Origin of the sequence: Streptomyces sp. NPDC047000 (assembly GCF_040644295.1) — a bacterium.
Classification (GTDB): Bacteria; Actinomycetota; Actinomycetes; order Streptomycetales; family Streptomycetaceae; genus Streptomyces.
The window spans coordinates 1-26252 of sequence record NZ_JBEYWE010000036.1; the positions used below are offsets into that span (position 1 = coordinate 1).

The 26252-nt window shown below is 68.5% G+C and carries 16 protein-coding genes and 5 pseudogenes; 11 read left to right on the forward strand and 10 right to left on the reverse strand.

All coding sequences use genetic code 11. The features are described from left to right. A pseudogene (locus tag ABZ862_RS34455) lies at window positions 1-285 on the forward strand (dehydrogenase); the annotation flags it as partial. 69 nt (window positions 286-354) lie between these two features. On the opposite strand, the gene ABZ862_RS34460 reads toward ABZ862_RS34455, so the two are convergent. Further along, window positions 355-1029 carry an ankyrin repeat domain-containing protein gene (locus tag ABZ862_RS34460; RefSeq protein WP_360967172.1) on the reverse strand — a complete coding sequence of 225 codons (675 nt, stop codon included), beginning with the start codon at window positions 1027-1029 and terminating at the stop codon, window positions 355-357. Between the two features lie 239 nt (window positions 1030-1268). Beyond that, window positions 1269-2651, reverse strand: a complete 1383-nt coding sequence (locus ABZ862_RS34465; protein ID WP_360967175.1) for a PLP-dependent aminotransferase family protein — start codon at window positions 2649-2651, stop codon at window positions 1269-1271. Window positions 2652-2715: 64 nt separating this feature from the next. Here ABZ862_RS34465 and ABZ862_RS34470 point away from each other — a divergent pair, with 64 nt between their 5' ends. The 3 genes and pseudogenes from ABZ862_RS34470 to ABZ862_RS34480 all read left to right on the forward strand — a co-directional run bounded on the left by ABZ862_RS34470 (window position 2716) and on the right by ABZ862_RS34480 (window position 5765). Next, complete coding sequence (locus ABZ862_RS34470) at window positions 2716-3663, forward strand: DMT family transporter (protein WP_360967178.1); 948 nt, start codon at window positions 2716-2718, stop codon at window positions 3661-3663. A 28-nt stretch (window positions 3664-3691) separates the two neighbouring features. After that, window positions 3692-4489 (forward strand): annotated as a pseudogene (locus ABZ862_RS34475) (ISKra4 family transposase); the annotation flags it as partial. A 1015-nt stretch (window positions 4490-5504) separates the two neighbouring features. Beyond that, on the forward strand, window positions 5505-5765 hold the full coding sequence (locus tag ABZ862_RS34480) for a hypothetical protein (RefSeq protein ID WP_360967181.1): 261 nt from the start codon (window positions 5505-5507) through the stop codon (window positions 5763-5765). 414 nt (window positions 5766-6179) lie between these two features. Here the strand turns inward: ABZ862_RS34480 and ABZ862_RS34485 are convergent. The 3 genes and pseudogenes from ABZ862_RS34485 to ABZ862_RS34495 form a co-directional block, all read right to left on the reverse strand. After that, a pseudogene (locus tag ABZ862_RS34485) lies at window positions 6180-6914 on the reverse strand (PIG-L family deacetylase); the annotation flags it as partial. Window positions 6915-7053: 139 nt separating this feature from the next. Then, window positions 7054-8268, reverse strand: coding sequence for a hypothetical protein (locus tag ABZ862_RS34490; protein ID WP_360967184.1), 1215 nt, complete (start codon window positions 8266-8268; stop codon window positions 7054-7056). A 387-nt stretch (window positions 8269-8655) separates the two neighbouring features. Beyond that, window positions 8656-8826, reverse strand: a complete 171-nt coding sequence (locus ABZ862_RS34495) for a hypothetical protein (RefSeq protein WP_360967187.1) — start codon at window positions 8824-8826, stop codon at window positions 8656-8658. Window positions 8827-9043: 217 nt separating this feature from the next. Here ABZ862_RS34495 and ABZ862_RS34500 point away from each other — a divergent pair, with 217 nt between their 5' ends. Continuing rightward, entirely contained in the window at window positions 9044-10750 is a 1707-nt protein-coding gene (locus ABZ862_RS34500) for an IS1634 family transposase (protein ID WP_360967190.1), read from the forward strand. A gap of 114 nt (window positions 10751-10864) precedes the next feature. Here ABZ862_RS34500 and ABZ862_RS34505 read toward each other — a convergent pair. Next, window positions 10865-11245, reverse strand: a pseudogene (locus ABZ862_RS34505) (lytic transglycosylase); the annotation flags it as partial. Between the two features lie 98 nt (window positions 11246-11343). Between ABZ862_RS34505 and ABZ862_RS34510 the strand changes: the two are divergent. Both ABZ862_RS34510 and ABZ862_RS34515 read left to right on the forward strand, forming a co-directional pair. After that, window positions 11344-11928, forward strand: coding sequence for a hypothetical protein (locus tag ABZ862_RS34510; protein ID WP_360967193.1), 585 nt, complete (start codon window positions 11344-11346; stop codon window positions 11926-11928). A gap of 95 nt (window positions 11929-12023) precedes the next feature. Beyond that, window positions 12024-13511 (forward strand): ISKra4 family transposase, encoded by a 1488-nt coding sequence (locus ABZ862_RS34515; RefSeq protein WP_360967196.1) that lies wholly within the window; start codon window positions 12024-12026, stop codon window positions 13509-13511. Between the two features lie 32 nt (window positions 13512-13543). On the opposite strand, the pseudogene ABZ862_RS34520 reads toward ABZ862_RS34515, so the two are convergent. Next, window positions 13544-13756: pseudogene (locus ABZ862_RS34520) on the reverse strand (hypothetical protein); the annotation flags it as partial. Between the two features lie 775 nt (window positions 13757-14531). On the opposite strand from ABZ862_RS34520, the gene ABZ862_RS34525 reads away from it, so the two are divergent. The 3 genes from ABZ862_RS34525 (at window position 14532) to ABZ862_RS34535 (ending at window position 22109) form a co-directional block, all read left to right on the forward strand. Continuing rightward, the gene (locus ABZ862_RS34525; protein WP_360967338.1) at window positions 14532-20729 is read left to right on the forward strand and encodes a DNRLRE domain-containing protein; all 6198 of its coding nucleotides are present in this window, start codon (window positions 14532-14534) and stop codon (window positions 20727-20729) included. A gap of 88 nt (window positions 20730-20817) precedes the next feature. Continuing rightward, window positions 20818-21045 (forward strand): hypothetical protein, encoded by a 228-nt coding sequence (locus ABZ862_RS34530; protein WP_360967199.1) that lies wholly within the window; start codon window positions 20818-20820, stop codon window positions 21043-21045. Further along, window positions 21033-22109 carry an FKBP-type peptidyl-prolyl cis-trans isomerase gene (locus tag ABZ862_RS34535; RefSeq protein WP_360967202.1) on the forward strand — a complete coding sequence of 359 codons (1077 nt, stop codon included), beginning with the start codon at window positions 21033-21035 and terminating at the stop codon, window positions 22107-22109. Before ABZ862_RS34530 ends, ABZ862_RS34535 begins: the two co-directional genes overlap by 13 nt. 307 nt (window positions 22110-22416) lie before the next feature. Here ABZ862_RS34535 and ABZ862_RS34540 read toward each other — a convergent pair whose 3' ends face one another. After that, complete coding sequence (locus ABZ862_RS34540) at window positions 22417-22890, reverse strand: hypothetical protein (protein WP_360967205.1); 474 nt, start codon at window positions 22888-22890, stop codon at window positions 22417-22419. 16 nt (window positions 22891-22906) lie between these two features. Continuing rightward, entirely contained in the window at window positions 22907-23566 is a 660-nt protein-coding gene (locus ABZ862_RS34545; RefSeq protein WP_360967207.1) for a DNA-binding protein, read from the reverse strand. Window positions 23567-23647: 81 nt separating this feature from the next. On the opposite strand from ABZ862_RS34545, the gene ABZ862_RS34550 reads away from it, so the two are divergent. Continuing rightward, window positions 23648-25033, forward strand: a complete 1386-nt coding sequence (locus ABZ862_RS34550; RefSeq protein ID WP_360967210.1) for a transposase — start codon at window positions 23648-23650, stop codon at window positions 25031-25033. On the opposite strand, the gene ABZ862_RS34555 is transcribed toward ABZ862_RS34550, so the two are convergent. Then, a protein-coding gene (locus ABZ862_RS34555) for an IS3 family transposase (protein ID WP_360967213.1) occupies window positions 25007-26187 on the reverse strand; the annotation gives its coding sequence in 2 pieces (ribosomal slippage) (window positions 25007-25920 and window positions 25920-26187; 1182 coding nt in all). The two genes, ABZ862_RS34550 and ABZ862_RS34555, sit on opposite strands and share 27 nt — an antisense overlap. Between the last annotated feature and the right edge of the window lie 65 nt (window positions 26188-26252).

The window sequence follows — 26252 nt, forward strand, 5'->3', positions numbered from 1 at the left end:
CCCGACCAGAACGCCCGCTACGGCGCCTTGACGCAGGCGCTGCCCTCCCACGTCGCCGCCTTCACCAAGGCCGGCGTGACCTCCGACACCGCGGCTCGGACGATCGCCAAAGCGGCAACCGACCGGAAACCGCGCACGCGCTACACCATCGGCGCGATGGCCACCTTCCTCATCCGCGCCTCCCGCTTCCTTCCCGACCGGGTGCTCGACCGCATGACAACCTCCGATCTGCGCAAGCACTACCCGACCGGATCCGGCCGGACCACCACAGCGCATCACGCATGACCGATCCGGGTCCCGTACAAGGAGGTAGAGATCGGGCCTTCCCCCAAGGCCGGGAAGTTAGGACTTCGCCTACTCCGGCTTGTGGATGCGGCCGACCGTGATGCGGTAGGGCGGCGGGGTCGAGTAGTCCATCTTGCCGACGGCCTGGGCGTTCAGTTCGAAGCCGCGCAGCTCGATGATGAAGATGCCGCCGCAGATGCGGATCCGGTAGGCGGGCGGGTCCAGTTCGGTGAGTACCTCGACCTCGGGAAGGCGCAGGTAGGACGGCGCGTCGGAGTCGTACCGGGTGATCAGGGTGTGCAGGTTGCGCTGCAGACCGGCGAGGACTGCGTCCGGGACCTGGTGCTTGATCTCGGGCTGCAGGATGCGGGTGAGGTGGTGGCCGCGCTCTTGGGGGATGTCGAGTGGCCGCTTCCCGTCGCTGTTGCGGAGGGTGCGCCATGCTCCGCAGCCGAGGAGGGCTTTGACGGCGTCGACAGGGGCGCCGTGCCTCGCGGCCTGGTGGAGCGGGGCGTACCCGCGATGCCCGTCGAGGCGTACCGCGTTGATCCAGCCGCGGTTCTCGCTGCAGGGCTCTCTTGCAGCGCGGCTGACCACGGAGAGGACCTGCGGCCAGTTAGCGGCGCGGGCGGCGTCGGCCAGTTCGTCCCGCGCGGCGGCTCGGTACGGGTGGACGCTTTCCCGGAGTATGCGGCCTTCCCACTGGGGGATACGCCCGAAGGCGCCTGTTCCTGATCTCCGCATCGGGGTGCCGCCTTGGAAGCGGCCGTCTGCGCCGCTGGGAGCGTCGCGCGGTGCGCAGTCGGCCAGCCGAGCAGTGGGTTCGGCATTTGTAGACGGCGCCGGTCCCGGCCGGTTCTGGGGCCCGCGTGAGTTGCCGCGCGGCGTGCAGGCCGTCCTGGCCGGTGACTGCGAGGGTGGAGATGCCCGGGTGGGCGGCTTCGACGACGCAGCCGGACGCTGTGCGGGTACTTGCCTGTGTGTCACATCGCGTGCGAGAGACGACGGATGCCTTCGCCGATCTGGTCGGCGGAGACCTGCCCGTAGGTCAGGCGGAGGCAGGCGCCGTCGGGTTCGGCGGGGAACCAGGGGGTGCCTGCGGAGATGAGGACCCCGGCGGCCAGTGCGCGTGCGGCGAGGACGTCGGGGTCGGTGCCGTCCGGCAGCCTGACCCACACGTGCATGCCGCCGCGGGGCACGCACGTGACGTCCGCTCCGGGCAGGTGGGTGGTGAGGGCCCGCAGGAGGGCGTCGCGGCGGTGGGCGAGCTGTCGGGACACTGCGCGCTGGTGGCGAGGGAACGCGCTCGAGGTGAGGAAGTCGAGCGCGGCGGCCTGGAGGGGGCCGGAGACGTAGAGGTCGTCGAGGGCTTTGGCCGCGCGCAGCCGGGCGAGGGCCGGTCCTCGGGCTGCGAGTGCGGCGACGCGCAGGCCGGGGGCGACGGCCTTGGTGAGGGAACGTACGTGCACGACGTGCCCGGTGCGGTCGGCGGACATGAGCGTCGGGGGCACGGGGGTGTCGATGACCAGGTCCCGGGCGTAGTCGTCCTCGAGGACGAACGCGGAGTGCCGTGTCGCGGTGTCGAGGAGCTGGGCGCGGCGTTCGGGGGGCAGGGTGGTTCCGGTGGGGTTGGCGAAGAGGGGCTGGACGACGACGAGGCGGGCTCCAGTGCGGGTGAGGGCGTCGTCGAGGAGGTCGGTGCGCATTCCGTGAGCGTCGGTGGGGACGGGCACGGTCTCGAGGCCGTAGGTGCGGGCGATGGAGATCGCGCCGAGATAGCCGGGGCTTTCCATGAGGACGGGCTGGCCGGGGCGGGTCAGGGCGCGGATGGCGATGGACAGGGCGCTCTGCCCGCCGGCGGTGACGACGACCTCGTCGTGGGCGACGCCGCCGATCGCGCGGGCGAACCACCGGCGCAATGCCTCCTCGCCGTCCACGGGTGAGCGTCCCCACACACCCGGGCGGCGTCCTGCGCGGGCGAGTGAGGCGCCCAGCGCCCGGGTGGGGATGGTCTCCTCGTCCAGGTAGCCGCCGGACAGCCGGATCGTGCCCGCGGGAGGTTCGGTCACCAGATCCAGCGCGCGCACGGCTGCGTCGGGGGTGCGCCCGCCGAGCACGGCCTGCTGCCAGGCGGTGTCCCGCGGTGGCGGGACGGGGTGGGCGGCGACGAACGTGCCTGCGGCCGGGCGGACTTCCACGAGTCCCGCGGCGGCCATCTCCCGGGTTACGGCCTGCACCGTGGCCGGCGACACCCGGTACTCGCGTTGCAGCGTACGCACCGTCGGCAGGCGTGTCCCTGCTGGCTCGCGTGCGGCGAGCTCACGCAGTGCGGAGAGTAGCAATGATCGACTGCTATCGTCATTCATGAGAGATGAGAGTAACGCAACTGTAGATACGGCGATTTCGAGTAACGGATCGCCGCGCGCGGCAGTGACGGCGTGGGTGCTGGGCGGGCTGGGGGTGCTGGTGTTCAGCCTGTCACTGCCCGCGAACAAGATCGCTGTTGTGGGTGTCGATCCGGTCGGGATCACGGTGTGGCGGGCGGCGATCGCCGGCGTCCTGGCCGGTGCCTACCTGCTGGCGGTGCGGGCGCCGGTCCCGCGCGGGGCTGCCGCCGCGCGCTTGGCGGTGTCCGGCCTCGGTGTCGTCGTGGGGTTCCCGTTGCTGTCCTCTCTCGCACTGCAGTCGATCGACTCGGGACGAGCAGCCGTCATCCTCGGACTGCTGCCGGCCGTCACCGCGATGTCCGCCCAACTGATCGGAGGAGAACGGCTACCGGCTGGCTTCTGGGCGGCATCCCTGGCCGGGATCGCCGTACTCACGACATATCTGCTGGCGTCCAGGCCCGGTGCGGCGGCCACCGGGTTCGGCTGGGGCGACCTCGCCATGCTGGGAGCCACCGTGTGCTCCGGCTTCGGGTACGCGGTCGGAGCCAGGGAGGCCAAGAACATCGGCGGCGCCCGCAGCATCTCCTGGACGCTCGTCCTGCTGCTGCCGCTCTCGCTCCCCGCCACGTCGGTCGCCTCCCTGACCGGCACCTACGACCTGAAGCCCCCGGTGATCGCCGCGATGGGCTACATCGCCGTCGTCTCCCAACTGCTGGGTTTCTTCGCCTGGTACGGCGGCCTGGCCCGCGGCGGCATCGCTCGCGTCGGCCAGATCCAGCAGCTGCAACCGATCCTCACCCTCATCGCCTCCGCCGCGCTCCTGGGCGAACCCCTCGCAGCCGGCACCTACCTCGTCGGCGCCGCCATCGCCGCACTTGTGTGGCTCGCCCAGCGCGCCCGCGCCACGGCCACATCGGCTGCGACCCGCCCTCGCCCCGCGCCTGGCTCCGTCGTCTCCGACGAACTGGCTCACGAAAGCAACAGGTCGTGAGCGGGACGGGCGCGGGCGGCCTACCGGTGTGGCCACCGTGGCCTGCGTATTCGACACCCGCCCGGCCCCACGCCGCCCGCACGACGTGATCGGGCCGCCCGAGGGCCGCAGCAGCCATCGCCCCCGCCGCCCACGACCGAAGGCGGAGAACAAGTGGCTGACCGCCTCCCTGGTCAAAACCCCCGAGGAGGTCATCTCCGAAGCGTTCGACCAGGCCCAGGCCCGCGACCCGCACCACCTGCGGGACTGGATCGTCCTGGTCGACGGCGCCCGCCACCAGCTCGACGCCGTCCAGGCCGAAGCCGCCCGCCGAGGCGTGACGATCCACGTCCTGATCGACTTCGTTCATGTCGCGGAATATCTGTGGGACGCCGCCCATGTCTTCCACAAAGCCGGCAGCAGCGAGGCCGAAGCCTTCACCGCGGACCGGCTCACCGCGATCCTCGCCGGTCACACCGCCCGCGTCGCCGACGAACTCCTCGCCCAGACCCACCGGGAGAACCTCCCCGCCTCACGACGCGAAGCAGTCATCGCCTGCCACCGCTACCTCACCAACCACCTCGACCAGCTCCACTACGACACCGCCCTGGCCAAGGGCTGGCCCATCGCCACCGGCGCGATCGAGGGCGCCTGCCGGCATCTCATCGCCGACCGCCTCGACATCACCGGCGCCCGCTGGGGCCTCGCCGGCGCCGAAGCCGTCCTCAAACTCCGCGCCGTCACCAGCAACGGACACCTCGACACCTACTTCGCCCACCACACCGCCCGCGAGCACGAACGGCTCTACCCCACCGCTGACCAGGCCACATTCAGACCGACCGCCTGACCCACAACCTTCACTCCAGAGGAACCGCACCCGATTCGGATTGCGAGGACCGAGCAGGGCAGCGCGGAGCTCCTGCTCGGCAAGCGCAGGGTCCATGGACAGAGGACCGGCCTGCAGGGCGACAAGGCCCACGAGCAGCCGGTGAAAACGCAGCCGCCGCAAGCCTTTTACTTCGCCGAAGAGCCCGGCGGCGAGGCGGCTTGCAATCTCCCGTGGCCGGACGTCACTCGCTTCGGTGACTGCGTAGTACGCGTTGGGCCGGTGCCGGGCGATGCGGGCGAGGTCCTCCTTCAAGAGGTGGGTCTTTCCGCTGCCAGGCGGTCCTATGAGGATCAGCACGGGCAGTCCGCGTGAAGCAGTGGTCTTGCGAGCGGGCCGCCGGTAGGGGACCCGCCTGAAGTCGTCGAACAGCCTTGGTAAACCGACAAGCTCACTCACGCGTGCTGTGCTCCCTGACGCTTGTGCAGCCCGTACGGCTGCCTACGGTCAGTCTTTACCTTCACCAGGCTCCGCGCACGCCATGTAACTACTCTGTTACTCGCCGCAGTTGGAATGGTGAAGTGCGCGGCAAGCCAACACACATCTCGGCGAAGTGCCCGCGTTCCCCTCGTCGGCAACGCCCACCCCGTATCCGCTTGAGAAGGGCCCAGCCGCCGCCGAGTGCCCCTTTGAAGCGGCCCACACTTCTCACTCGCGCGGACGAAGCCGATGCGCCAGTGGCGCGAGATCTCGTACACCGACGGTGCCGGTAGCACGGCGCTTGGCGGATCAGGTCCGGTTGCGCGTCCGCGGACTGCGCCCGGCGCCCGGCGCCCGGTCGCGACGATCCGTACGCCCTGACCGCCACGGACCGCGGCCGGACGGGATGACACGGAAGCAGCGGGCGCCGAAGTCGACTGGGACGACGTCGACGTGCTCGCTGTCCCGGTTGATGCCGCTACCGCTGTCTTCGATCCCGTCCCCAGACACCTGACTGGGATGACGAGACGTACCTCAAGAACTGAGCTTCCCCGCTGTGTGGGAGGTGCTGAACGGCCGGGTCTACGGCACCGACCACGACCACCCCGGTCCGCGTCCCGGCCGGCGCTGCGCCGGACTGGTGGGCGGACCGCTGGACAGCCTGCTGCTCGACATCACCGGCTGGAGGCGGGACGAGGCCGGCATTGGCGTCGCGCTGGCCACCGAGCTGGGGCAGTTCGGCCCCGGCGGGCGGGCGCTGTACGATCCGCGCCCCGGCGACCCGGCCCGCTTCGACTGGACCGGTGACACTCCCTGATACCCCGGGCCGACTCGCCCCCCCCCGACCCGGGGCAGGCTGGGAGGCGTGACCAGCGCGCCGGTCGTCGTGCACCAGGCCTCCGTTCCGGCCGGCAGGAGAGTCACGGTGCGCAGCAGCGGCCGGGACGAGATCCTCGGCACCGCCTTCAGCGACCACGACCTGCTCGTGTTCCTCGAAGGCGCGGGCATCACCGACCCCGAGGCCGTCCTGGACGACCCGCAGTGGTGGAGTGGCGCGGCGGCCACGCCTACGAGTTCCGCGCCGCCTGACGTCCGGGAGGAGGCGCGGTGGGCGGCATCTGCGTCGGGGGATCTTTCCCCGACCGTGAGTGCCTTGCTCGGGGGCGGTCAAGGTGCGGTCGGCACGGGGTCGGGGTGTCAGATGGTGAGCTGGGCTGGGTCGCTCTTCACGGGGGCCGGGGGCAAGACCGGTGAAGTGCTCGGTCTGGATGATCTGGTTGCGGTCGGCTTGGGGCAGGCGGGCGAGGATGCCGGGCAGGGACCGCTTGCGTGCGACCTCGCCGCGGTGCGCGAGGATCGCGCGCCACTTCGCGTCGGCCCAGGGGGAGACGTCGACGCTGGTGGTCATGTACGGGTCCGGCACCATGAGGACACGCTTGCCCACGCCTTCGAGCAGGGGGCGGAGCAGGCCGACGCCGGACTCGGAGTGCGCGGCGGCGTACAGCGCGGCCGGCTGCCAGGGCGGACCCGCGTCGGGATGCAGGTGAGCGAGGCCGGCGGCTTCGACGGCGAGCAGGGTGATCTGGTGGGTGCGTACGTGGTCGGGATGGCCGGTCAGCTGGCCGAGGGCGTCGTGTCCGACGACGATGTCGGGGCGGAAGTCCCGAATGTGGGCGACGAGGCGGCCGACCGCTTCGTCGAGGGGAGCGTCGACGAGCCGGGGCCGGCCGGGGGCGGCCTCGGGATTGCGGGCGTCGTTGTAGCCGAGCAGACGCGGGGTGCCCGCGCCCAGGACGGCCAGGGCGTCCGCGAGTTCGGGAACTCTTCGGCTGCCGGGAGCCCAGGTGGCGGTGACGACCGCCGTGCGGGCCCCGGCGGCGTGATGCTGCGCGAGGACGCCCCCGGCGAGGAGGGACTCGTCGTCCGGGTGGGCGAAGACGGCAAGCAAGCTGGGCGGCACGGGGATCTCCCGGGGCGGTCAGGGCACGGGTACAGGGGTGCCGGTGAGGTGCTCGGCGTGGCAGGCGAGGGGAAGAGCGATGGGTGAACGCGCCGGCCCCCGGGCCCTCGCAGGCGGAGCACGGGCTCGCCCGGCCCCGGCCGGCTCAGGTGGCCTGCGCGCCGGGCTGGTCCACCAGTTCTGATCGGATGCGTTCCCAGCTCGGCCGCGGGCTGTCGACCGGGTGCACGACGGTGAGCAGGCGGCCTTCGAGGTACATGTCGAGCCGGTCGGCCCTCTGCGAGGTCTGCAGGCGCCGGGCCCTGTGGTCCACTTCCACACGCTTGTCCAGGACGCCGAGCAGGACTTCGTGGCGTGCCTGGCCGACGGCGTCGCCGCGGATCCACCGGCCGCGGACCTCCGCACCGGAGAGAGCGCCGAGAACGTTCCCCTCCCGGCCGAAGGACCGGTCCATGGCCTCCTCGACCACCGGCGCGGCCCGGCTGACCACCGTTCCCTCACCGGCTCCGGCTCCGCCGGCCGTACTGTCGCCGCCGGGGTCGGGTGCGGGACCGGCCTGGGCCGCCAGGAGCATGCCCTGCTCCAGGTCCTCCTCCGGGCGCGCCCGTCGGCGGGAATCAGGCCGGGGGACATCGAACCGCCAGACCCGTGCGCTGCCCGACCGCTGGCTCCACTTGGGCTTGAGCATGGCCATGGCCGGGGAGTTGTCGGGCAGGAAGACGTCGACGTAGACGCCGCCCGCGCCGAGCCAGACCCAGCTCATGAAGTAGGCGTGATCGTCGTGGTGGTCGGACCACTGCGCGAGCTGTAGCAGGCGTGCCTTCTGTGCGGCGGTGCCCTTGCCGGGCGGGAACATCGGCTGGTGGTCGCGGCGGCGGCCCCGCGCCTCCCCGGCGAGCGGACCGGCGGCCAGGTCATACAGCAGGTCCGGCCGCACCCCCTTCTTCGCGTAGGTCCCGACAAGCTTTCCGGGCAGGACGTCGAAGCTGCTGACACGGTCCTTCCCTGCCCTCCAGTCGAAGAGACCCTCGCTGGCGGCGCTCATCACGCCGAGCCCGGTGCACTCGCTGACGAAGCGCCGGATGTGGAGAGAACTGGAGTCGAGCGCGGGGCAGTCGACCTCGAGGGGGCCGTCGCCCGGCCTGCCGGCTATGTAGCTGAGCAGGAGGCTGATCTCGTGGTCGCGTACCCGCTGATCGACCGTCCTGCGCAGATCGCAGGCGAGAGCGTTGACGTTGACCACTGCGGCCAGGGACACCGGCAGCAAGTCCTGCCTCATCTCGACGGCCTCGACGGCCTCAGCACCGGCCCTTCCCCGCTCGACCGTGAAACGCCACACCCGCGCGCGCACCGAACTCATGCCGGAACCCTAGACCCACCCGCCGACAGCACGAATTTCCGTGCTCGCGCGGTCGGTTCGACCAGAGCGAGCGGGGCGCACCGCAACGATTGCCACCGGGCACCCGGACATCCGGCCCCCTGGGTTCGCCGCCCTGCACACGGCCTGCGGTGTCGGTGCCACGCCGTAGTGTGCCGGGCATGGCCCGCGCCTGGACGCGACTGCACGAGCCCATCGGCGCGCCCCACCCGCCCCGCTCTGGGGAACGGGCGCTGCTTGCAGAGGCCGCGGAGCGTGACGCGGCACCGCATCCGGTCTGCCGTGCTCCCTGCCTGCTCGGACAGGCCCGGACGCAGCCAGGTCCCCGGCTGCGCGGAGGCCGGAGGCAGCACAGCGGGCAGGAGCAGGTCACCTTCTGCGGATGATGCGTGCGACGACACTGGTGACGGCGGCGAGCGCGCTCATGACGGCGGCTCCCACACCCAGCGGCTGGGCGAGGGCCGGGTGCACGCGGGCCACGTAAACGGCCGCGGCGGTGATCAGCAGCCCCACCAGCAGGGCGAGAAGGAGGAGCACCATGCGCAGCTCCTGGTGTTCGCGGTCCTGAGGAGGGGGCGTGTTCGTGTCTGCAGTCCCGGGTTCGACGTAATTAGGGGGTTCTAGAGGTTCTCCGGGGCTGAAGATGCAGGTCGCAGGGCGGATACCGCTTCGCGGCACGGAAAGTGCCTAGAGACGCGATTTTCTGGATTCGCCTGCGCTGGCCTGGGCATAACTCATAGGGTCTGGAGTCGTGTACGTGAAGACGACGAAGCGGGAGAACAAGTCCGGCACGGTCCGGTACCTGCACCTGGCCCACAACGAGTGGGATCCGGCGAAGGGGCGGGCGGTGCCGAAGGTGCTGTTCACCTTCGGCCGCGAGGACCAGCTCGACCGCGACGCGGTCAAGCGCCTGGTCGCGTCTCTATCGAAGCTGCTGGAGCCGGGCGACGCGCTGACCGCGACCGCCGCCTCGGACCTGGAGTTCACCTCCTCGGTACCGTTCGGCGGCACCTACGTGCTCGACCACCTGTGGCACCGCCTGAAGATCGACCAGATCGTGGGCCGGGTCGGGCAGCCCAAACGCGGCCGCCGCCGGGACATGACCGCCACCGAACGGGTGCTGTTCGCCCTGGTCGCCAACCGGGCACTGGCGCCGTCGTCCAAGCTGGCCGCCGCCGAGTGGATCACCAACGACGCACACATCGACCAACTCACCGAGACCGGCGAACAACCCTGCTACCGGGCGATGGACTGGCTCCACGAGGTGACCGGCGACCTGGAGAAGCAGGTCTTCGACGAGGTCGCCAACCTGCTCAACCTCGAAGTGGACCTGCTGTTCTTCGACACCACCAGCACCTACTTCGAACTCGAGGAGCCCGACGATCCCGTCGCCCGCGACGACGCAGGCCGCCCGCTGGACGACGCACCAGGCGACGGCGAGACGAACACGACCGGGTTCCGCACCTACGGCAAGTCCAAGGACTCCCGCGACGACCTCCCCCAGATCGTCATCGGCATGGCCGTCACCCGCGACGGCATCCCGGTCCGCTGCTGGTGCTGGCCCGGCAACGCCTCCGACCAGACCCTCATCCGGCAGGTCAAGGACGAGATGCGGGACTGGACCCTCTCGAAGATCGTCTGGGTGGCCGACCGCGGCTTCTCCTCCGAACGCAACCGCCGTTATCTGCGCCAGGGCGATCACGCCTACATCATCGGCGAGAAGCTCCGTTCCGGATCACCGGAGGTCAAGGCCGCCCTGTCCCGGCAGGGCCGCTACCAGGACATCGCCGAGAACATGCGCGTCAAGGAAGTACGGATCAGCGACACGGAACGGTTCGTCATCTGCCACAACCCCGAAGCCGCAGCACGTGACCAGCACACACGGGCCCAACTCGTTGCCCGGCTCCAGGAGCTGATCGAGGACACCGACAAGCTCAGCGACTTCAAACGCGGCGAGCTACGGGGGAAGATCGCCGACAAGCCCGGCCTGAACCGCTACCTGCGCACCACTCCCGCCGGCAAGCTCCGCATCGACACCACGAAGGCCAAGAACGAGGAGAACCTCGACGGCAATTACCTCCTGCGCTGTTCGGACCCCCACCTGAGCGCCGAGGACATCGCACTCGGTTACAAGCAACTCCTGGAAGTCGAGCGCGGCTGGCGCGACATGAAGCAGATCATCGACCTGCGGCCGGTCTACCACCGGCTCGAAGAACGCATCCGCGCCCACGTCGTCCTGTGCTGGCTCGCACTCCTGCTGATCCGCATCGCCGAGACCACCACCGGCAGCACCTGGCCGGACATCCGCCGCGAACTCCAACGCATCCACCTCGGCACCTTCACCGGCCCGACCGGAAGCTTCCAGCAGGTCACCGCCCTGACCAAGCCTCAACGAGACCTGCTCGCCAAGCTCACGATCCCCGCCCCGAAGCAGGTCATCGACCTTCAGGCCGCACCCCGCTGACCAGCGAGAACACCACCGCCTAGAGAAACGCCCACCAGGCGGTCCCTCCCATGTCCACGCAGGTCAGACCCCGAATTCACCACTCCAGCTCGCCGAATTACGTCGAACCCGGGATGCCCAGGTGGAGGGAATGAACTGCATAGGGCCCACCGCGCGGTCGTATCTGCTGTCGCCGTCGAATGCGCCGTGGTCGGTGTCCTTGATGCGGGCGAAGCCGTCGCCGTCGAGGACCGGGCCGAGGATCGGCGAGAGGGCGGTGCCGTTCGTGTCGACACGGCCGCCGCGGGCATGGCCCGACTCGACCTTGCCGATGGCGGCCAGGAGCTGCCAGGGCAGGTTGCAGGTGGGCCTGGACTTGTGCAGCGACGCCTGGGCCTGCTTGTAGGCGTCCAGGACGGTCGCCGGAATACCTGCCTCCGCGGTGTCCGTCGCCACGGGCGTGCCGTCTCCCACGGCCGGCGCGGGGTGCGGGCTTGGAAGTGGTGGAAGATGGGTGCGGCTCTTTCTCAGTGAGCTGGTGATGCCGTGCGCCGTTGCCGTGTGTGCGCGGAGGGCGGATCGTCGTGTCCTGAGACGTGGTCTTGGAGGCGGCGATGGTGTCGTGGCTGGAGGAGATCGAACGGCGGGAGGCGGCTGCCCGGGCCGAGATCAGTGAACTTCGCTCGCGGATGGAGGAGTTGGCTGGTCGTGTTGCCGAGCGGGAGGCTGTGCTGTCCCGGCTGGAGATCACCCGGGAGACGATGACGGAGATCCTGTCCGGCGAGGGGGCGGTGACGGTGTCCGTGGACGAGGCCACGGAGGAGGTCCCGCTGCCGGTGGAGGAGAGCGGGGCGGGATCGCCGGTCGGGGTGCGGCTGGTGCCGCAGTGGGAGCCGGGGGTCGAGGCGGATGTGCTGCCGCGCTCGTACCGGGACGTCGTGGAGGTGTTGCAGGACGCGGTGCATCCGATGCGGGCGCATCATCTGTGCGCCGCGCTGGGGTTGCCGACGGACAAGAACAAGGTGGAGGGGTTCCGTTCGAAGCTGAAACGGCTGGTGGAGCGGGGCTGGCTGGCCGAGGACGAGCCGGGCCTGTTCGCGTGGGGCGGTGCGCGGCGGGCGGGCGCGGGTGCGCCGGAGCGTGAAGCCGCGGCCGATGGGCCGCGTCGCGCCGGTGTGGGGCCGGGCTCTCGTCCCTAGCGTCGATGGTGCCAACCAGATCGCCACTGTCCGAAGACGAGAGCCCGATGAACGCAGCGTATGAAACGGCCGCGGCGGCTGACCCCTTTGCCCGCGTGTTTTCTTCCCTCACTTCTCTGGCCACCCGCCTCTCCAGCCCCGAAGCACTCACCGCGACGCATGAACAGACTGAGGCCGACGTCGAAGCGGGCTCCCGGGAACTGGGGCGACTGCTCCTGCAGGCCCATCTCGAGTGGCGGGCCCGCCACGAGGAGGACCACCTGTCCGCCCTCGGTCCGCATGAGCGGGCCGCGCTCGCCGGCGGCCGGAGCAGGCTGGAGAAGGGCCACCGCCGGCAACTGGCCACCGTGCTGGGGCCGGTGACCGTGACCCGATGCGCCCTGCGCGGCGCGGGCATGACCAACCTCTACCCCGCCGACGCCATGCTGGGCCTGCCCCACGGGCGGCACAGTCTGGGACTGCGCCGGCTCGCGGTCCTCGAAGCGGCCCGCGGTTCCTACGACACCGCGCTGGAAGCGATCGACCGCAGCTGCGGGGGCCGGGTGGTGGGCAAACGCCAGGTGGAGGATCTGGTGCGGGCCGCGGCCGTGGACGTCGCCGCGTTCTATACGGCCCGCACTCCCCACCCGGCCCCGGCCGGGACGCTGCTGGTGATCAGTGTCGATCAGAAGGGAATCGTGATGCGCCCGGGCCACCTGCGCGAGGCCACCGCGAAAGCCGCCGCCAGGGCCCGGCACACCTTCCGCACCCGGCTGTCGGCCGGGGAGAAGTCCTGCCGCAAGAGGATGGCCACCCTCGCCGTCGTCCACGACGCCGAACCCGCCATCCGCCGTCCGCACGACATCATCGCCCCGCCCGGCGGCCGCACCGGAGTCCGCACCGTCCGCAAAGGCCCCATCGCGCGGGCGAAATGGCTCACCGCCTCCGTCCGAGAGGACGCCGAAACAGTCATCGCCGCCGCGTTCGACCAGGCCGAGGCCCGCGACCCCGGACACCACCGGACCTGGGTCGTACTGATTGACGGCGCCACCCACCAGCGGGAGCTGATCCAGGCCGAGGCCGCCCGGCGCGGTGTCACGGTCCACATCGTCCTCGACATCGTTCACGTGATCGAGAAGTTGTGGGCAGCCGCCCGCTGTTTCCACACCGCCACCGATCCCGCCACCGAGGACTGGGTCGGCATCAGGGCCGCCCAGATCCTGGCCGGCGACGCCCCCGGCGCCGCCCGTGACATCCGCACCGAAGCCGACCGCCACCACCTCAGCGACGACCAGCGCGCCGCCGCTGACAAAGCGTGCCGATACCTCGAGAACAACGCCGACTTCGTCCACTACGACCAGGCCCTGGCAGCGGGCTGGCCGATCGCCAGCGGCGCCGTCGAAGGAGCAGCCCGCCATCTGGTCGCCGACAGACTCGACATCACCGGCAGCAGGTGGACCGTCCCCGGCGCCGAAGCCGTCCTCACCCTCCGCACCGTCATCAGCAACGACGACTTCCCCGGCTACTGGATCTTCCACGCACGGAAAGAGCACGAACGGCTCCAGCCCCTACCCGACCAGCACATCTACGCACTTCAAGCCTGACACGGGAACTCACTCAGACAGAGCCGCACCCGTGGAAGATCCGTGTAATAGCGTGAGTTGCCGGTCGCGATTCCGGTGTCTGTGCCGCTTGCGTTCTGGCCGACGTGGACGGCGGCCCTCGGACTGCCGTGATCGTTGGTGATGACTGCTGGGGCCTGCGAGGCGGACAGAGCCACGACCGCGGCGGCGGCCACAACGGTGGTTGCCGCACCTTTGCGCAGCCTCCTGCCGAATTGCACCGCCATTGAGCGACCCCTCCCACGGACGACCGCCGTGACCTGCTGTCTCTCAGAACCTGGTGCGCTGCTGCTTTAGGCTGCGATCTTCCAGCACGGCGACCCGGGTGACCATACGGCAACCTTTGGCCGAGGATGTGCGTGGCGTCTCCGCTGTACCACAGCAACGTCGCCCGGCCGGGATGGTGCTGCCCGCCACCTCACGGCCGCCACGAAGACGGGATCATGGTGACGTGCTCGAGGACGGTGTTGGCGCAACTCGAGAAAACGGCAATGAAGTTGTACGCCCCGCCTGCTATCACCGCCAGCCGCATCCCGATCTCATCGGCAGTCCCGAGGACCACACCTTGGAACTGCGGTGAAATCGGTCCGCCCGGGATGCGGTGATCGTTTTGATGGGTTTCTGGGGTATGTCACTGCATATTCCTTCATGGTTTTTAAAAGCCTCTGATGGGCAACCTGCAATCGTTTCGATACCTGACGCATCAACAGATCGCCGAGGGGAGTCGTAAATCGTGATGATCTACGTATCTCTCTCGCATGTAAAGCCACGGTAAGATTGCTGATTCTTTGTGTTGCATGGCTTAAACTTTACTTTTCTGGGATGGGGCGACGCTGCGGGTGGTCTGTCTACAGATGATCAACTTCCCGGCCGGGGCAACCTGGTCGGGCGGTTGACCTGGAAGGACACCCGACAATGCGTCAAAGACGTGCGATCCTCAACGGATCGCGGCCGGCATATGCGCGCCGGCGAAGATTGCGGCAGATAGCCGTTGGCCTGGTGATGGCCATGGTCGCCGAGGGGGCCCTGGTCGCGGAAGGCAGCGGGCTGGCTTTCGCGGCAGCGCCGGAGAGCAGCACATCGGCTGCCTCGGCTTCCGAAACTCCCTCAGGACCCCCAGAGGCGCAAGACGAGGCGTCGGCGATGCTGATGGCCCGCCTGCAGGACCGCAGGATTGAGGTGCTCTCGCAGCGGACATCAAAATCGACCACGTATGCGCTGTCCAGTGGGTCTTTGCAGACGGAGTCCTACGGCGGTCCGATCCGTGTGAAGCAGGACGGGAACTGGAAAGACATCGACACGTCCTTGTCTGACACGGGTGACGTCCTGGAGCCGAAGGCGGCCGCAGCGGACGTCGCGGTGTCCGACGGCGGGGATACCCAACTGGCATCGGTGGCCAAGGACAAGGAGTCGTTCGGGCTGGGCTGGAAGGACAAACTGCCCGCCCCGTCGGTGGAGGACGACACCGCCTCCTACAATCTGGGCGACGGGCAGAAGCTGTCGGTGACCGCTCTGGCCCAGGGCTTCTCGGAGAACATCAAGCTATCCCAGCAACTGGCCGACGGCTCTGCCACCTACCGGATCCCGCTCCACCTGGACGGGCTGAAGCTGTCCCAGGCCGATTCCGGGCACCTGCTGCTGAAGAATGCGGACGGGGACCTGGTGGCCGAGGCGCCGGCCCCGATGATGTGGGATGACTCCAAGGACCCTGTTTCGGGTGAATCCGCCCACCAGCAGCGGGTCGACACGAAGATCGAAACCGCTTCGGACGGGGCGCAGACCCTCGTCCTCAGCCCGGACAAGGACTTCCTGGCCACCGCCACCTACCCGGTGACCATCGACCCCACCTCCACGCTGGCGGTCACCACCGACACCTGGGTGCAAAACCCCGACTACCCGGACTCGCAGGTCTCCTCGCCCGAACTGAAGTCCGGCACGTACGACAACGGCACCGACAAGGCCCGCTCGTACCTGAAGTTCGACGTCTCCAAGTTCACTGGCAAGCACATCACCGACACGAACCTGGCGCTGTACTCGTACTACTCCTCGACCTGCGCCACCACCGGGGCCGGCACCCAGGTACGGCGCATCACCTCCGACTGGTCGTCCTCGACCATCACCTGGGGCGCGCAGCCGTCGACGACCACGACCGGCGCGGTGACGAACACCGCGGCGCTGGGATACAGCTCCTCCTGCCCAGCCGGGACGATGAACTTCGACATCGATGCCATCGTGCAGGCCTGGGCCGACGGCTCGGCCAACTACGGGCTGCGCATCGCCGGGGCGGACGAGACCGACCCGTCCACCTGGCGGCGCTTCCGGTCGGCGAACTACATCAGCGGTGACAACTCGGTCGAGCCGCATCTGACGGTCACCTACAACTCCTACGCCAGCAACTCGGCTTCGGCAGTTTCGCCGAGCGTCGTCAACGCTTACAACGGCAAGCGCTACGTCACTTCATTGACGCCGATGCTCTCAGCAAAGGTCAGCGATGCCGACGGCGGGACGGCCAAGGCTCAGTTCGAAGTGACGCCCGATCCGGCGTACAACGACACCACGTACACCTACACGGCCACCACAGCACCTGTGACATCAGGTGGAACAGCCAAGCTGACCATCCCCTCGGCCAACGCCTTCCCTGCTGGATCGCATCTGCGCTTCCGGGTCCGTGGCTTTGACGACTCCGACTACGGCACATGGTCGGGCTATTCGACGTTTACGCTGAACACCGCGCTGCCCGTCGCACCGAGTATCTCGTGCCCGGATTACCCGGTAAGTACCTGGTCGGCGGAGGCGCCGGACGCGGTCTCATGCACTCTGGACACAACCTCGACAGACGGTCAGGGTTTCAAGTGGAGCCTGGACGATCCGGCCATGGGCAAGCGCGTCGACGACACGGCAGACGGCACCGGCGGTGACCCGCTGACCATCAGCATCACACCTGCTGGCGGCTGGCACGCTCTGTACGCCAAGACCATCGATTCGGGCGGGAATCTGTCTACCGCGACCACCCAGTACGCCTTCGGCGTGGGCGCCGACGGGGCGGCCATACTCTCGCCCGGCCAGGGTGACAGGCCTGCCCGCCGCGTTGCTCTGTCTGCCACCGGCAAGTCTACCTACACCGGTGTCACGTACCAGTACCGCCGCGGTGACACCGACACCTGGCACAACGTGCCGCTCGCAGACGTCGTCAAGAATACCGATGGTTCCGCCGTCGCCGCATGGCCGCTGGCTGCTCCGGGCGGCGCGCCACCGGCGCTGGCCTGGAACATCACCACCTCGTTGGCCGAGGACGGCCCGGTCGACCTCCGCGCCGCCTTCACCGACGGCACTAGCACCGGTTACTCCGAAACCGTGACGGTCACTGCGGACCGCAATGCTGGCGATGCCCCCGCGAAAGATGTGGGACCTGGTTCAGTGAACGAACTGACCGGTGACTACACCCTGGCAGCCAACGATGCCTCGCTCTTCGGCATGTCGATCAGCCGCACGGCATCGTCCCGTCGTCCGACCGCAGGCACCGACGCCGAGGGGCAGGTGGCTATCTTCGGCCCCCAGTGGACCTCCGGTGCCGCGGTGCAGACCTCGGACTCGGACTGGGACTACCTGCGCAAGACCTCGGCCACCTCGGTCGCTGTGGTGGACTCCGAAGGTATTGAGACCGGCTTTACCGCCACCAGTGCCAGCGGATGGCAGCCGGAACCTGGCGCGCAGGACCTCGCCCTCACCGGTTCCCTGACCGGCTCGTTCACGCTCACGGACGACCAGGGCACCACGACCACCTTCGCGAAGGTGGACCCGGCTGCGACCACGTGGCAGATGTCCGCCACATTCACCCCCCTTTCCGACTCCACTACTACCGTGGTGTCCGAGAAGGTTGTGGCGGGCTCCAGCACGTTGGCGCGTCCGAAGTACCTGATCGCCCCGACGTCCGCGATCAGCACGTCCACTTGTGCGGCCACGCCGTCGACGGCGGGCTGCCGGATGTTGCAGTACGTCTACGCGACCGCGACGACCTCCACTCCGAGCGCGTTCGGCGACTACACCGGGCAGGTCAAGCAGGTCCTGCTCTGGGCCACCAGTCCCGGCGCCACAACGGCCACGTCCACGACGATCGCACAGTACTCGTACGACGATTCCGGTCGACTGCGTGAGGAATGGGATCCTCGGATCTCGCCGACGCTGAAGACCGCATACGCCTATGACAGTGCGGGCCGCGTCACCACGCTCACTCCACCGGGCGAACTGCCGTGGACCTTTGCCTACGGCACTGCCGGCAACGCGGCTACCGCAGGACCGGGCATGCTGCTGTCAACGTCGAGGCCCACGCTCTCCGCTGGCTCGCAAAACCAGCAAGATGGTGGCACGGCCGCCGTCTCGCTGGTCTACGACGTCCCTCTCAGCGGTTCCACGGCCCCCTACAAGATGGGTACCTCCGACGTGTCCGCCTGGGGACAGACGGACACGCCGACGGACGCCACCGCCGTCTTCCCTGAGGACACGGCGCCCGCCTCGCACGACGGCAAGAGCCTGACCTCCACGTCGTACACCCGCGCCTCGCTGTCCTACGCGGATGCCTCCGGCCGTGAGGTGAACGCCGTCGCCCCAGGCGGGTACGTCACCACCACCGAGTACGACGACACCGGCAACGTATTGCGCGAATTGACCGCTGCTGACCGTGAGCTGGCGCTTGCCACCTCCGGCACGGGCTTCGACAAGATCAACAGGCTTGGCATCAGCGGCCTGTCCACGGCGGAGCGCGCCGAGCAACTGTCCACCACGCATGTGTACTCCACCGACGGCCAGCGTGAGCTGCAGGAGTACGGGCCGCTACACATGGTCACCCTCACCGGCACCCTCAAGGCCGGCACGGGCGGCACCGATCTGCCCGCCGGCTCTGAGCTCGCCGCTCGAAGACACACGGTGACCGCCTACGACGAGGGCCGCCCCTCCGACGGCAGCGCCACAGTGAGCAATCAGCCCACTACCGCCACCATCGGCGCGTACGTGGACGGCTACCCCTCCGATGCGGACACCCGGACGACAAAGACCGGCTACGACTGGACGAAGGGCCTACCCACCACCAGCACACAGGACCCGGCCGGCCTCGCAGTCACCCAGACCACGGTGTACGACACCAAGGGCCGGACAGCCGAGACCATCATGCCCAAGTCCAACGGTTCGGACGCTGGCACCACGGTCACCACCTATTGGTCGGCCACTGGCACCGGAACCTGCCAGGGTCGTCCTGAGTGGGCGGACATGGTCTGCTCCGTGGGCCCGGCCGGGGCCATCACGGGAGGTGGCACCAACCCTGCCCAACTAGCGACCAAGTCACTTGAGTACGACCGATGGGGCAACCTCTCCAAGGAGACGCGGACCGCGAACGGCGCGACCCGCACCACGGCCTTCACAGTCGACGGCGCGGGCCGCACGACCAAGATCGCCATCGCTGGTGGCGTGGGGGCGGCTGTGGCCGACACCACCGCCGAGTACGACACGTTGACGGGTAACGTCACCACCGTCACGTCTGGCGGACAGACCGTCACCCGGACGTACGACATGCTCGGCCGCGACCTTTCCTACAACGACGGCGCGGGCAACGTCCGCAACACGGTATACGACAACCTCAACCGGCCGGTGAAGACGACCGACTCGGCTTCGTCGACCATCACCTACATCTACGACACCAGCAAGGACCCACGCGGTCTGGAGACTTCCCGCACGGACTCAGTGGCGGGCACCTTCCACGCCACCTATGACGCGAACGGCGGCATAGCCACCGAGCAGATACCGGGCGACTACACCCTCACGGTCGGCACGAACGAGATCGGGGCACAGACCTCCAAGGTCTACACCCGTGACAGTGACGGCTCCACCGTCGCGTCCGACGTCGCCGATCACTCAGTGCAGGACCAGGTTGTCGCTGACAATGACACCAACGGGCGGACGGTCAGCCGCGCCTACGCCTACGACCAGGTCGGTCGGCTCATGCGTTCCGACGAAACGAGCCCGAACGGCACCTGCACCAGAAGGGACTATGGCTTCGACAAGGACTCCAACCGCACCACCCAGGCGGTCTCGGCAGGCACTCCCGGAGACGCTTGCTCCTCGACCGGCGCGACCAGCACCACGAACACCTACGACAGCGCCGACCGCCTGACCAATGCCGGCACCGTCTACGACGCCTTCAGCCGCACGACGGCTAAGGCGAACGGCACTACCCTCTCGTACTATGCCAACGACCTGATCCATCAGCAGACCTCCAGCACCGGCCGTCAGACCTGGAGCCTGGACGCCGTCGGACGTCTGTCGTCCTCGGTCACCGAAACCCAGAACTCCGACTCCACCTGGAGCCAGACTGCGGTCAGGACCGAACACTACGGGGACGATACCGACAGTCCCGACTGGTCGGTGGTGGACGCGAGCGGCACCGTGAGCCGCAACGTCCAGGGCATCGACGGCAGCCTCGCCGCAGTTACCGGTGCCTCCGGTGCCACCGTTCTCCAGCTAGCCGACCTGGCTGGCAACGTGACAGCGCAGCTGCCCCTGGACCAGTCGGGCACGGTCGTCGCCCAGTCCTTCGACGAATTCGGCAACCCTGAGGCCCTTGCCGCACCCGCGAGCTACGGCTTCCGCGGTAGCACCCTGCGCAACAGCGGGACGGTCTCCGGCGACATCGTCATGGGCATGCGTATGTACGATCCGTCCACCGGGCGGTTCTTGCAGACCGACCCGGTTCCGGGCGGTTCGGCGAACGCCTACGACTATGCCGGACAAGACCCACTCAACCAGCAAGACGACTCTGGCATGTCGAGCACGTGCAAGTGCACCAGCTCCAACAGCTACTGGCGGAAGACGTCCAGCGGTTCCATTCACTGGGGCCCCTGGCACGACACTTACAGCCAGTGGATGCAGAACTGGTTCAAGCGCAACGCCATCAACGCCTTCAACTACATCTTCGCGGGCTATTCCTTCGGATCGTTGCGCGTAAAGATCGTCGGAATGAAGGTCCGGTACGGTTACCAGAACTATTACTTCAGACGCTGCCACCAAGGACGATGGCAGCACGAGAAGGAGACCTACTACTGGTACGTCGCGAAGGGAACGGTGGAGATCACCGCCATCTACTTCATTACCTGGCGGTACACCACCTATGACGGCCCGTACATTTACAAAATTGGAATCTCCTACTACTAGAAACGCGGATCGTCACTGACCGGGCTGGGTGGGGACACATTCCCGCCCAGCCCGGGCGGCGGTTGCGTTCCGCGACACTTGAGGAATCATGGAAATTTCCATCTCACACGATCCAGCGCGGATCCTATTGGGCCTCCTCTGTCTTGCGATGAACATCGGATGTTCAATAGCGGCCACGAGAATTGCCCGCCACAAGGGAGCGGACCATCGCGACTGGAGCTACGTCGCGCTGTTCTTCGGGCCCTTGGCAATCATCTCGCTCCTCCTGTTCGGTGGACGGAAGAAAAACAAGAAGGTCTACCCATGGGAAAAGTGAACCATCGACCCGCCCACTGTCGGCGCAGAACACCTACGCGGCGCCTGCTCAGCGCATTGCTCGTTGCCTGCTTTATCCCACTTGTGGGATGCGACAGTGGAGCAGCACGCCACCCCGACTCTCCTGACGGCTGGCATCGGCCGCTCGCGGCTCCCTCCGTGCCGGTGCCCAAGAACTCTGTGCCTGCAGCCGTCCACACGGACGCCGTACTGCCCACCGTTTCAGGCCGGTTCGGAAGCCCGGCCACAATCTCGGTTCCAAAGACCGTGCCGAGCGGCAAATTCGTCCTAGCGCCGCAGACACAGGGACGAGGGCGTTCGGCGCGCACTGGCGATGTGGTCGTCGTCCGCTGCACCGCCAAGGTGTGGCGAACCGGCAAAGCGCTGCCCAGCTCGTACGACAAGGGAGCCCACCCTCAGGTTTTCGCCGTCGGGCGAGGCGCGACGCTCCCGGCCCTGGATCAAGCGGTGCAAGGACAGCGTGCCGGGAGTCGGGTCCTGGTCGTGGCACCTCCCGCAGCGGCATACGGGACGACCGGCAGCGCCCAGCTCGGGGTCTCCGGCAACGACACTATCGTTTATGCCGTCGATATTCTGAACGTCATCGGAGCGCAGGAAATTGTCCCCGGCTATCAAGGGCCGGTACCCAGCAAACTGCCTAAGATACACATGAACAAGGATGACGGCACCGCGACTGTAACCGTCCCCGACCGTGTCGCTCCCACGAGCCTGACGGTCCGGAACCTGGTCGACGGCTCCGGCCCGGTGGTGAAAACCGGGCAGACCCTTGTTCTTCAGTACTCCTCGGCCGCTTGGGGGACCGCCCGCGGCGAGGGCGAGGCAGACCTCTTCCTCAGCTCCCGCGCGGACGGTAGCCCGTTGTCTGTCGTGATCGGCCGGGGCAACGTCATCGACGGCTGGGACCGAGCGCTGGTGGGCCGAAGGGTCGGCAGCCGCGTACTCGCCGTCATTCCCCCAAAGTGGGCGTACGGTCCGCATCCCCCGAAAAGCTTGGCACCCGGCACCGCTGTGGTCTCCGTCCTCGACATCCTCGCCGCCGTGTGAGATGGGACGGGCCTGGTGCGCGTCCCTTGGCGCGCACACCGACAGGGCTGCCCCGCGCCGGGGCAGCCCTGTTTCGTTCGACTCGAATAATCCTTCCGGGTGAGCCTCCCAGCCGGGAAGCCGATCATCTGAAATCGCCCATCTGTTGAGCGATCTGCCGGTCGAGATCCTCGGCCGGCTCCGCTCTGACCGGATCATGCGATGTCCTGCACCGCCGCGGGACTACCACCTCAAGGACAGCCGACTCGCGCCATCTGCCCGGTGCTCTGGCCTGACCCGTCGGCCTGTCACAGTGGGCTGGCTGCCGTCATCGGCTGGCGCCCTCGGGCCACAGCACCCGCACCGGGATGCCGGTCCGTTCCGCGTAGGCCACCACGTCCGCGGTGCCTCCGTAGCCCCGCGCGGGTTTCCCGTCCCATACGGCGATCAGCTCGTCCACCAGGCCGACGAGGATCTCGGATCCGGCCTGATGGGCTTCGGAGGTCGACTCGGTCATGCCGGTGTGATGGACGTCGGCGGCGCGGGAGACGAGCCGGTCGTAGACGGGGTGGTGCCAGTCGGGCAGGCCCTGGCGGTACTCGGTGGCCGGGATGACGACCTCGAGGCGGCCGCCGTGGCGCAGGACGGTTTCGGCGAACCAGGAGTCGGGGCCGTCGGCGATGCACGAGACGCCGACGAGTTCGGCCGGGTTGTACTGGCTGACCTGGTCGGACAGGAGGGTCCGCACCTGTTCCTCGATCTGCGTGCTCAGTCCGCGGTGTCCGGTGATCCCCACCCTCATACCGTGATCATCCTTCCTACAGGTAGACGCCGTGCAGGCGTTCGTCGAAGTCACGCACCGCCTTCGGCGGTGAGCTGGTGGCGAGGCTACGGCGCACACCACGGGCGCGTTCCACGATCCGGCCGGATCGGTACCGCAGACCGACCTCGAGCGCGCGGGAGGCGAAGGCGAACGCGGCCTCCACCCGCCCGCCGGCGAGATGGCCGGCTGCGATGTCGAGCACCAGCAGAGCGCGCTGTTTCGCATGCCCGGTGGTCAGGGCCTCCACGTCCTCATCCAGCACCCACTCCGGCAGCCCGAGGCGTGCGCCGCAGGTGACGCGGCAGGCGGCCACCTTGTCCGGGGTGAAGGAAAACACCCACGGCCACGGCGGCGGCTCCTGGCCGGCCGCCAGAGCCTCCGTCGCTGTGCGGGATGCGGTCAGGGTCCGGTCGGCGCTGCGCCGGTCCCCGGCTGCCGCGTGCCCGAGCGCTTCGACGCTCAGCAGCCATGCGTCGGCGACAGCCGGGCGCTTGTCGCTGAGCACCCGGCGGGCGCGGCGGGCGAGGTTCAGCGCTTCCACGCCGTTGCCGGCGTGTGCCTCGAACTGGGCGAACGTGCCGGTCTGGTACGCGGTCAGAAGCGGATTCCGGGGGGTGCGGGCGGCTTTGACGGCTCCGCCGACTCTGCTGCGCAATTCGCTGCGGGGGTAAGGCCGGGTCGGCGATGATCGTTGGCGGGGTCGTCTTCCTGTCGTGCGGCCCTGGAGGCGGTACGGATGTCGATGCGGCCGGTGGGGTTGCCGGAGATCCCGGAACAGACGGTGGTGGTGGCCCGGGCGGCGTTCCCGAAGGGGAGTTTGCCGATACGGGTGCGGGATCGCCTCGCGGGGGTCTTCATCGATGAGCCGTTCACGGAGGCGTTCGGGGTGCGGGGTGCTCCGGGTCTGTCACCTGGGGTGTTGTCGCTGGTGACGGTGTTGCAGTTCGCGGAGGGCCTGACGGACCGGCAGGCCGCGGCGATGGCGGTGCGGGCGATCGACTGGAAGTACGCGCTGGGGGCGGAGCTGACGGATACCGGTTTCGATGCCGGCGTGCTGTGCAGGTTCCGGGCCCGGCTCACCGGCAACGGTATGGAGCGGGTGGTCTTCGACCGGCTCCTTGAGCACTGCAAGGAGGCCGGCCTGGTGACGGCCGGAGGCAAGCAGCGCACGGATTCCACCCATGTGATCAGTGCGGTGCGGGACCTGAACCGTCTGGAGCTGGCCGGGGAGAGTGTGCGGGCGGCCCTGGAGGCCCTCGCGGTCGCGGCACCGGCCTGGCTGGCCGGGCACATCGACGTGACGGAGTTCGCCGAGCGGTACGGGCCGCGGGTCGACGGCTGGCGCATGCCGCTCTTGCAGACGAAACGTGACCGTCTCGCCCAGGTCTTCGGGCAGGATGCCCTCGCCTTGTGCCGGGCGGCCTGGGCCGATGACACTCCGGCCTGGATTCGCGAGATCGAGGCCGTGAGCTTGTTGCGGCAGGTCCTCGTGCAGACCTACATCGTCCGGATCGATGCCCGGGGACGGCAGGTGATCAAGAAGCGGGACGCCGACGACGGCGTCCCGCCCGGTCAACTCCGCCTGGCCTCCCCCTACGACTCTGACGCACGCTGGGCGGCCAAGGGCGACGGCCTGTTCTGGATGGGCTACAAGATCCATCTCACGGATACCTGCACCACCCTCCCCGACGCCGACGCGGGGACAGGGGTGATGCCGAATCTGATCACCGACGTGCACACCACCGACGCGACCGTGCCGGATGTGAAGGCGACCGCCCCGATCCAGCGCAAGCTCGCCGAGCACGGAGTGAAGCCCGGCGAGCACTACCTCGACTCCGGCTACCCGTCGGCCGACCTGATCACCAAGGCCCTGAAACAGGGCATCCGCATGGTCACCCCGGTCCTCCTGGACCACTCTGCCCAGGCCAAGGCCGCCGAAGGCTTCGACAAGAACGCCTTCACCATCAGCTGGAAGACCCGCCAGGTCCGCTGCCCCGCCGGCAGGACCAGCTCCCACTGGAACCCGGTGAAGCAGCACGGCAAAGGCGCGATCGTCATCACCTGGGCCTTGGCCCAAGATCGTGGACACCGGTTGTCATGCGGCGGCGGTCAGCGTAGCTGATTGTTGTTCGAAGGCGTTCGGGCTGATCTGGCCGATGCTGGAGTGCCTTCTTCTGGTGTTGTAGCGGGTGGCCCACCGGAAGACCGCGAGACGGGCCTCGCGGGCTCCTGACCAGCGTTTTCTGCCCTGGAGGGTCTCGCGTTTCATGGTCGCGTTGAACGATTCGGCGGCGGCGTTGTCCGCGCTCGTGCCCACCGCGCCGCGCGATCTGACCACACCGAGGTCGGTGCAGACCTGGGCGAACTCCTTCGAGGCGTATTGCGCCCCGTTATCGCTGTGGAAGATCGCTCCGCGCAGGCCGCCGGCGCCCCGGGCCGCTGCCGCGGCCTTCAGCGCGTCGGTGACCAGCCCGGTGCGCATGTGGTCGGCGATCGACCAGCCCGCCAGCCGCCTTGAGCACAGGTCCAACACCGTTGCCAGATAGAGGAATTGGCCGTTACCGACGGGGAGATAGGTTATGTCGCCCACGTACTTCGTGTTGGGCGCCTGCGCGGCGAAGTCGCGCCGCAGCAGGTCGGGAACCGGTGTCGCCGACGGCTCGGGGATGGTGGTGCGGACCTTCTTGCGCAGGTGGAAGCCGACGATGCCCCGCGAGCGCATGATCCGGGCGACACGTTTGTGATTGACGCGTACTCCGGCGTCCCGCAGCTCGGCTGTGACCCGCGGAGCCCCGTAAGTACCGTCGGACTCGGCGTGGATCTCGCCGATCCGCTCCGCGAGTTCGGCATCCGCACGGACCCGCTCGGCCCGCGCGTCCGCGCCGGCGATCCACCGGTAGAACCCGGACCGCGAGAGGCGCAGGATCCGGCACAGCCGCTTGACGCCGAAGGCGCCACGGTGATCGTCAACGAACTGGAAGCGGCTGCTCACCAGCTGGTCTCCGCCGCAAAATACTTCGCGGCCCTCCGCAGGATCTCCCGCTCGAGCTCGAGTTCCTTCACCCTCGCCCGCAGCTGCCGGTTCTCCTTCTCCATCGCGCTGGCCTCACCGGTGCCGGGCCGGGCGGCCTGTTCGGCATCCCGCACCCAGGTGCGCAGAGTCTCATGGTTGATGCCCAGATCCTTGGCCACCGACGCGTACGTCCCACCCGGGCTGGCGTGGTAGAGCGCGACGGCATCGGCCCGGAACTCAGGACTGTACTTCGACGTCCCCAACGGGAACTCCTGTTCTTCGGATCCTCACGATCCAATGATCAGGGTGTCCACGATCAAGGGTCAGG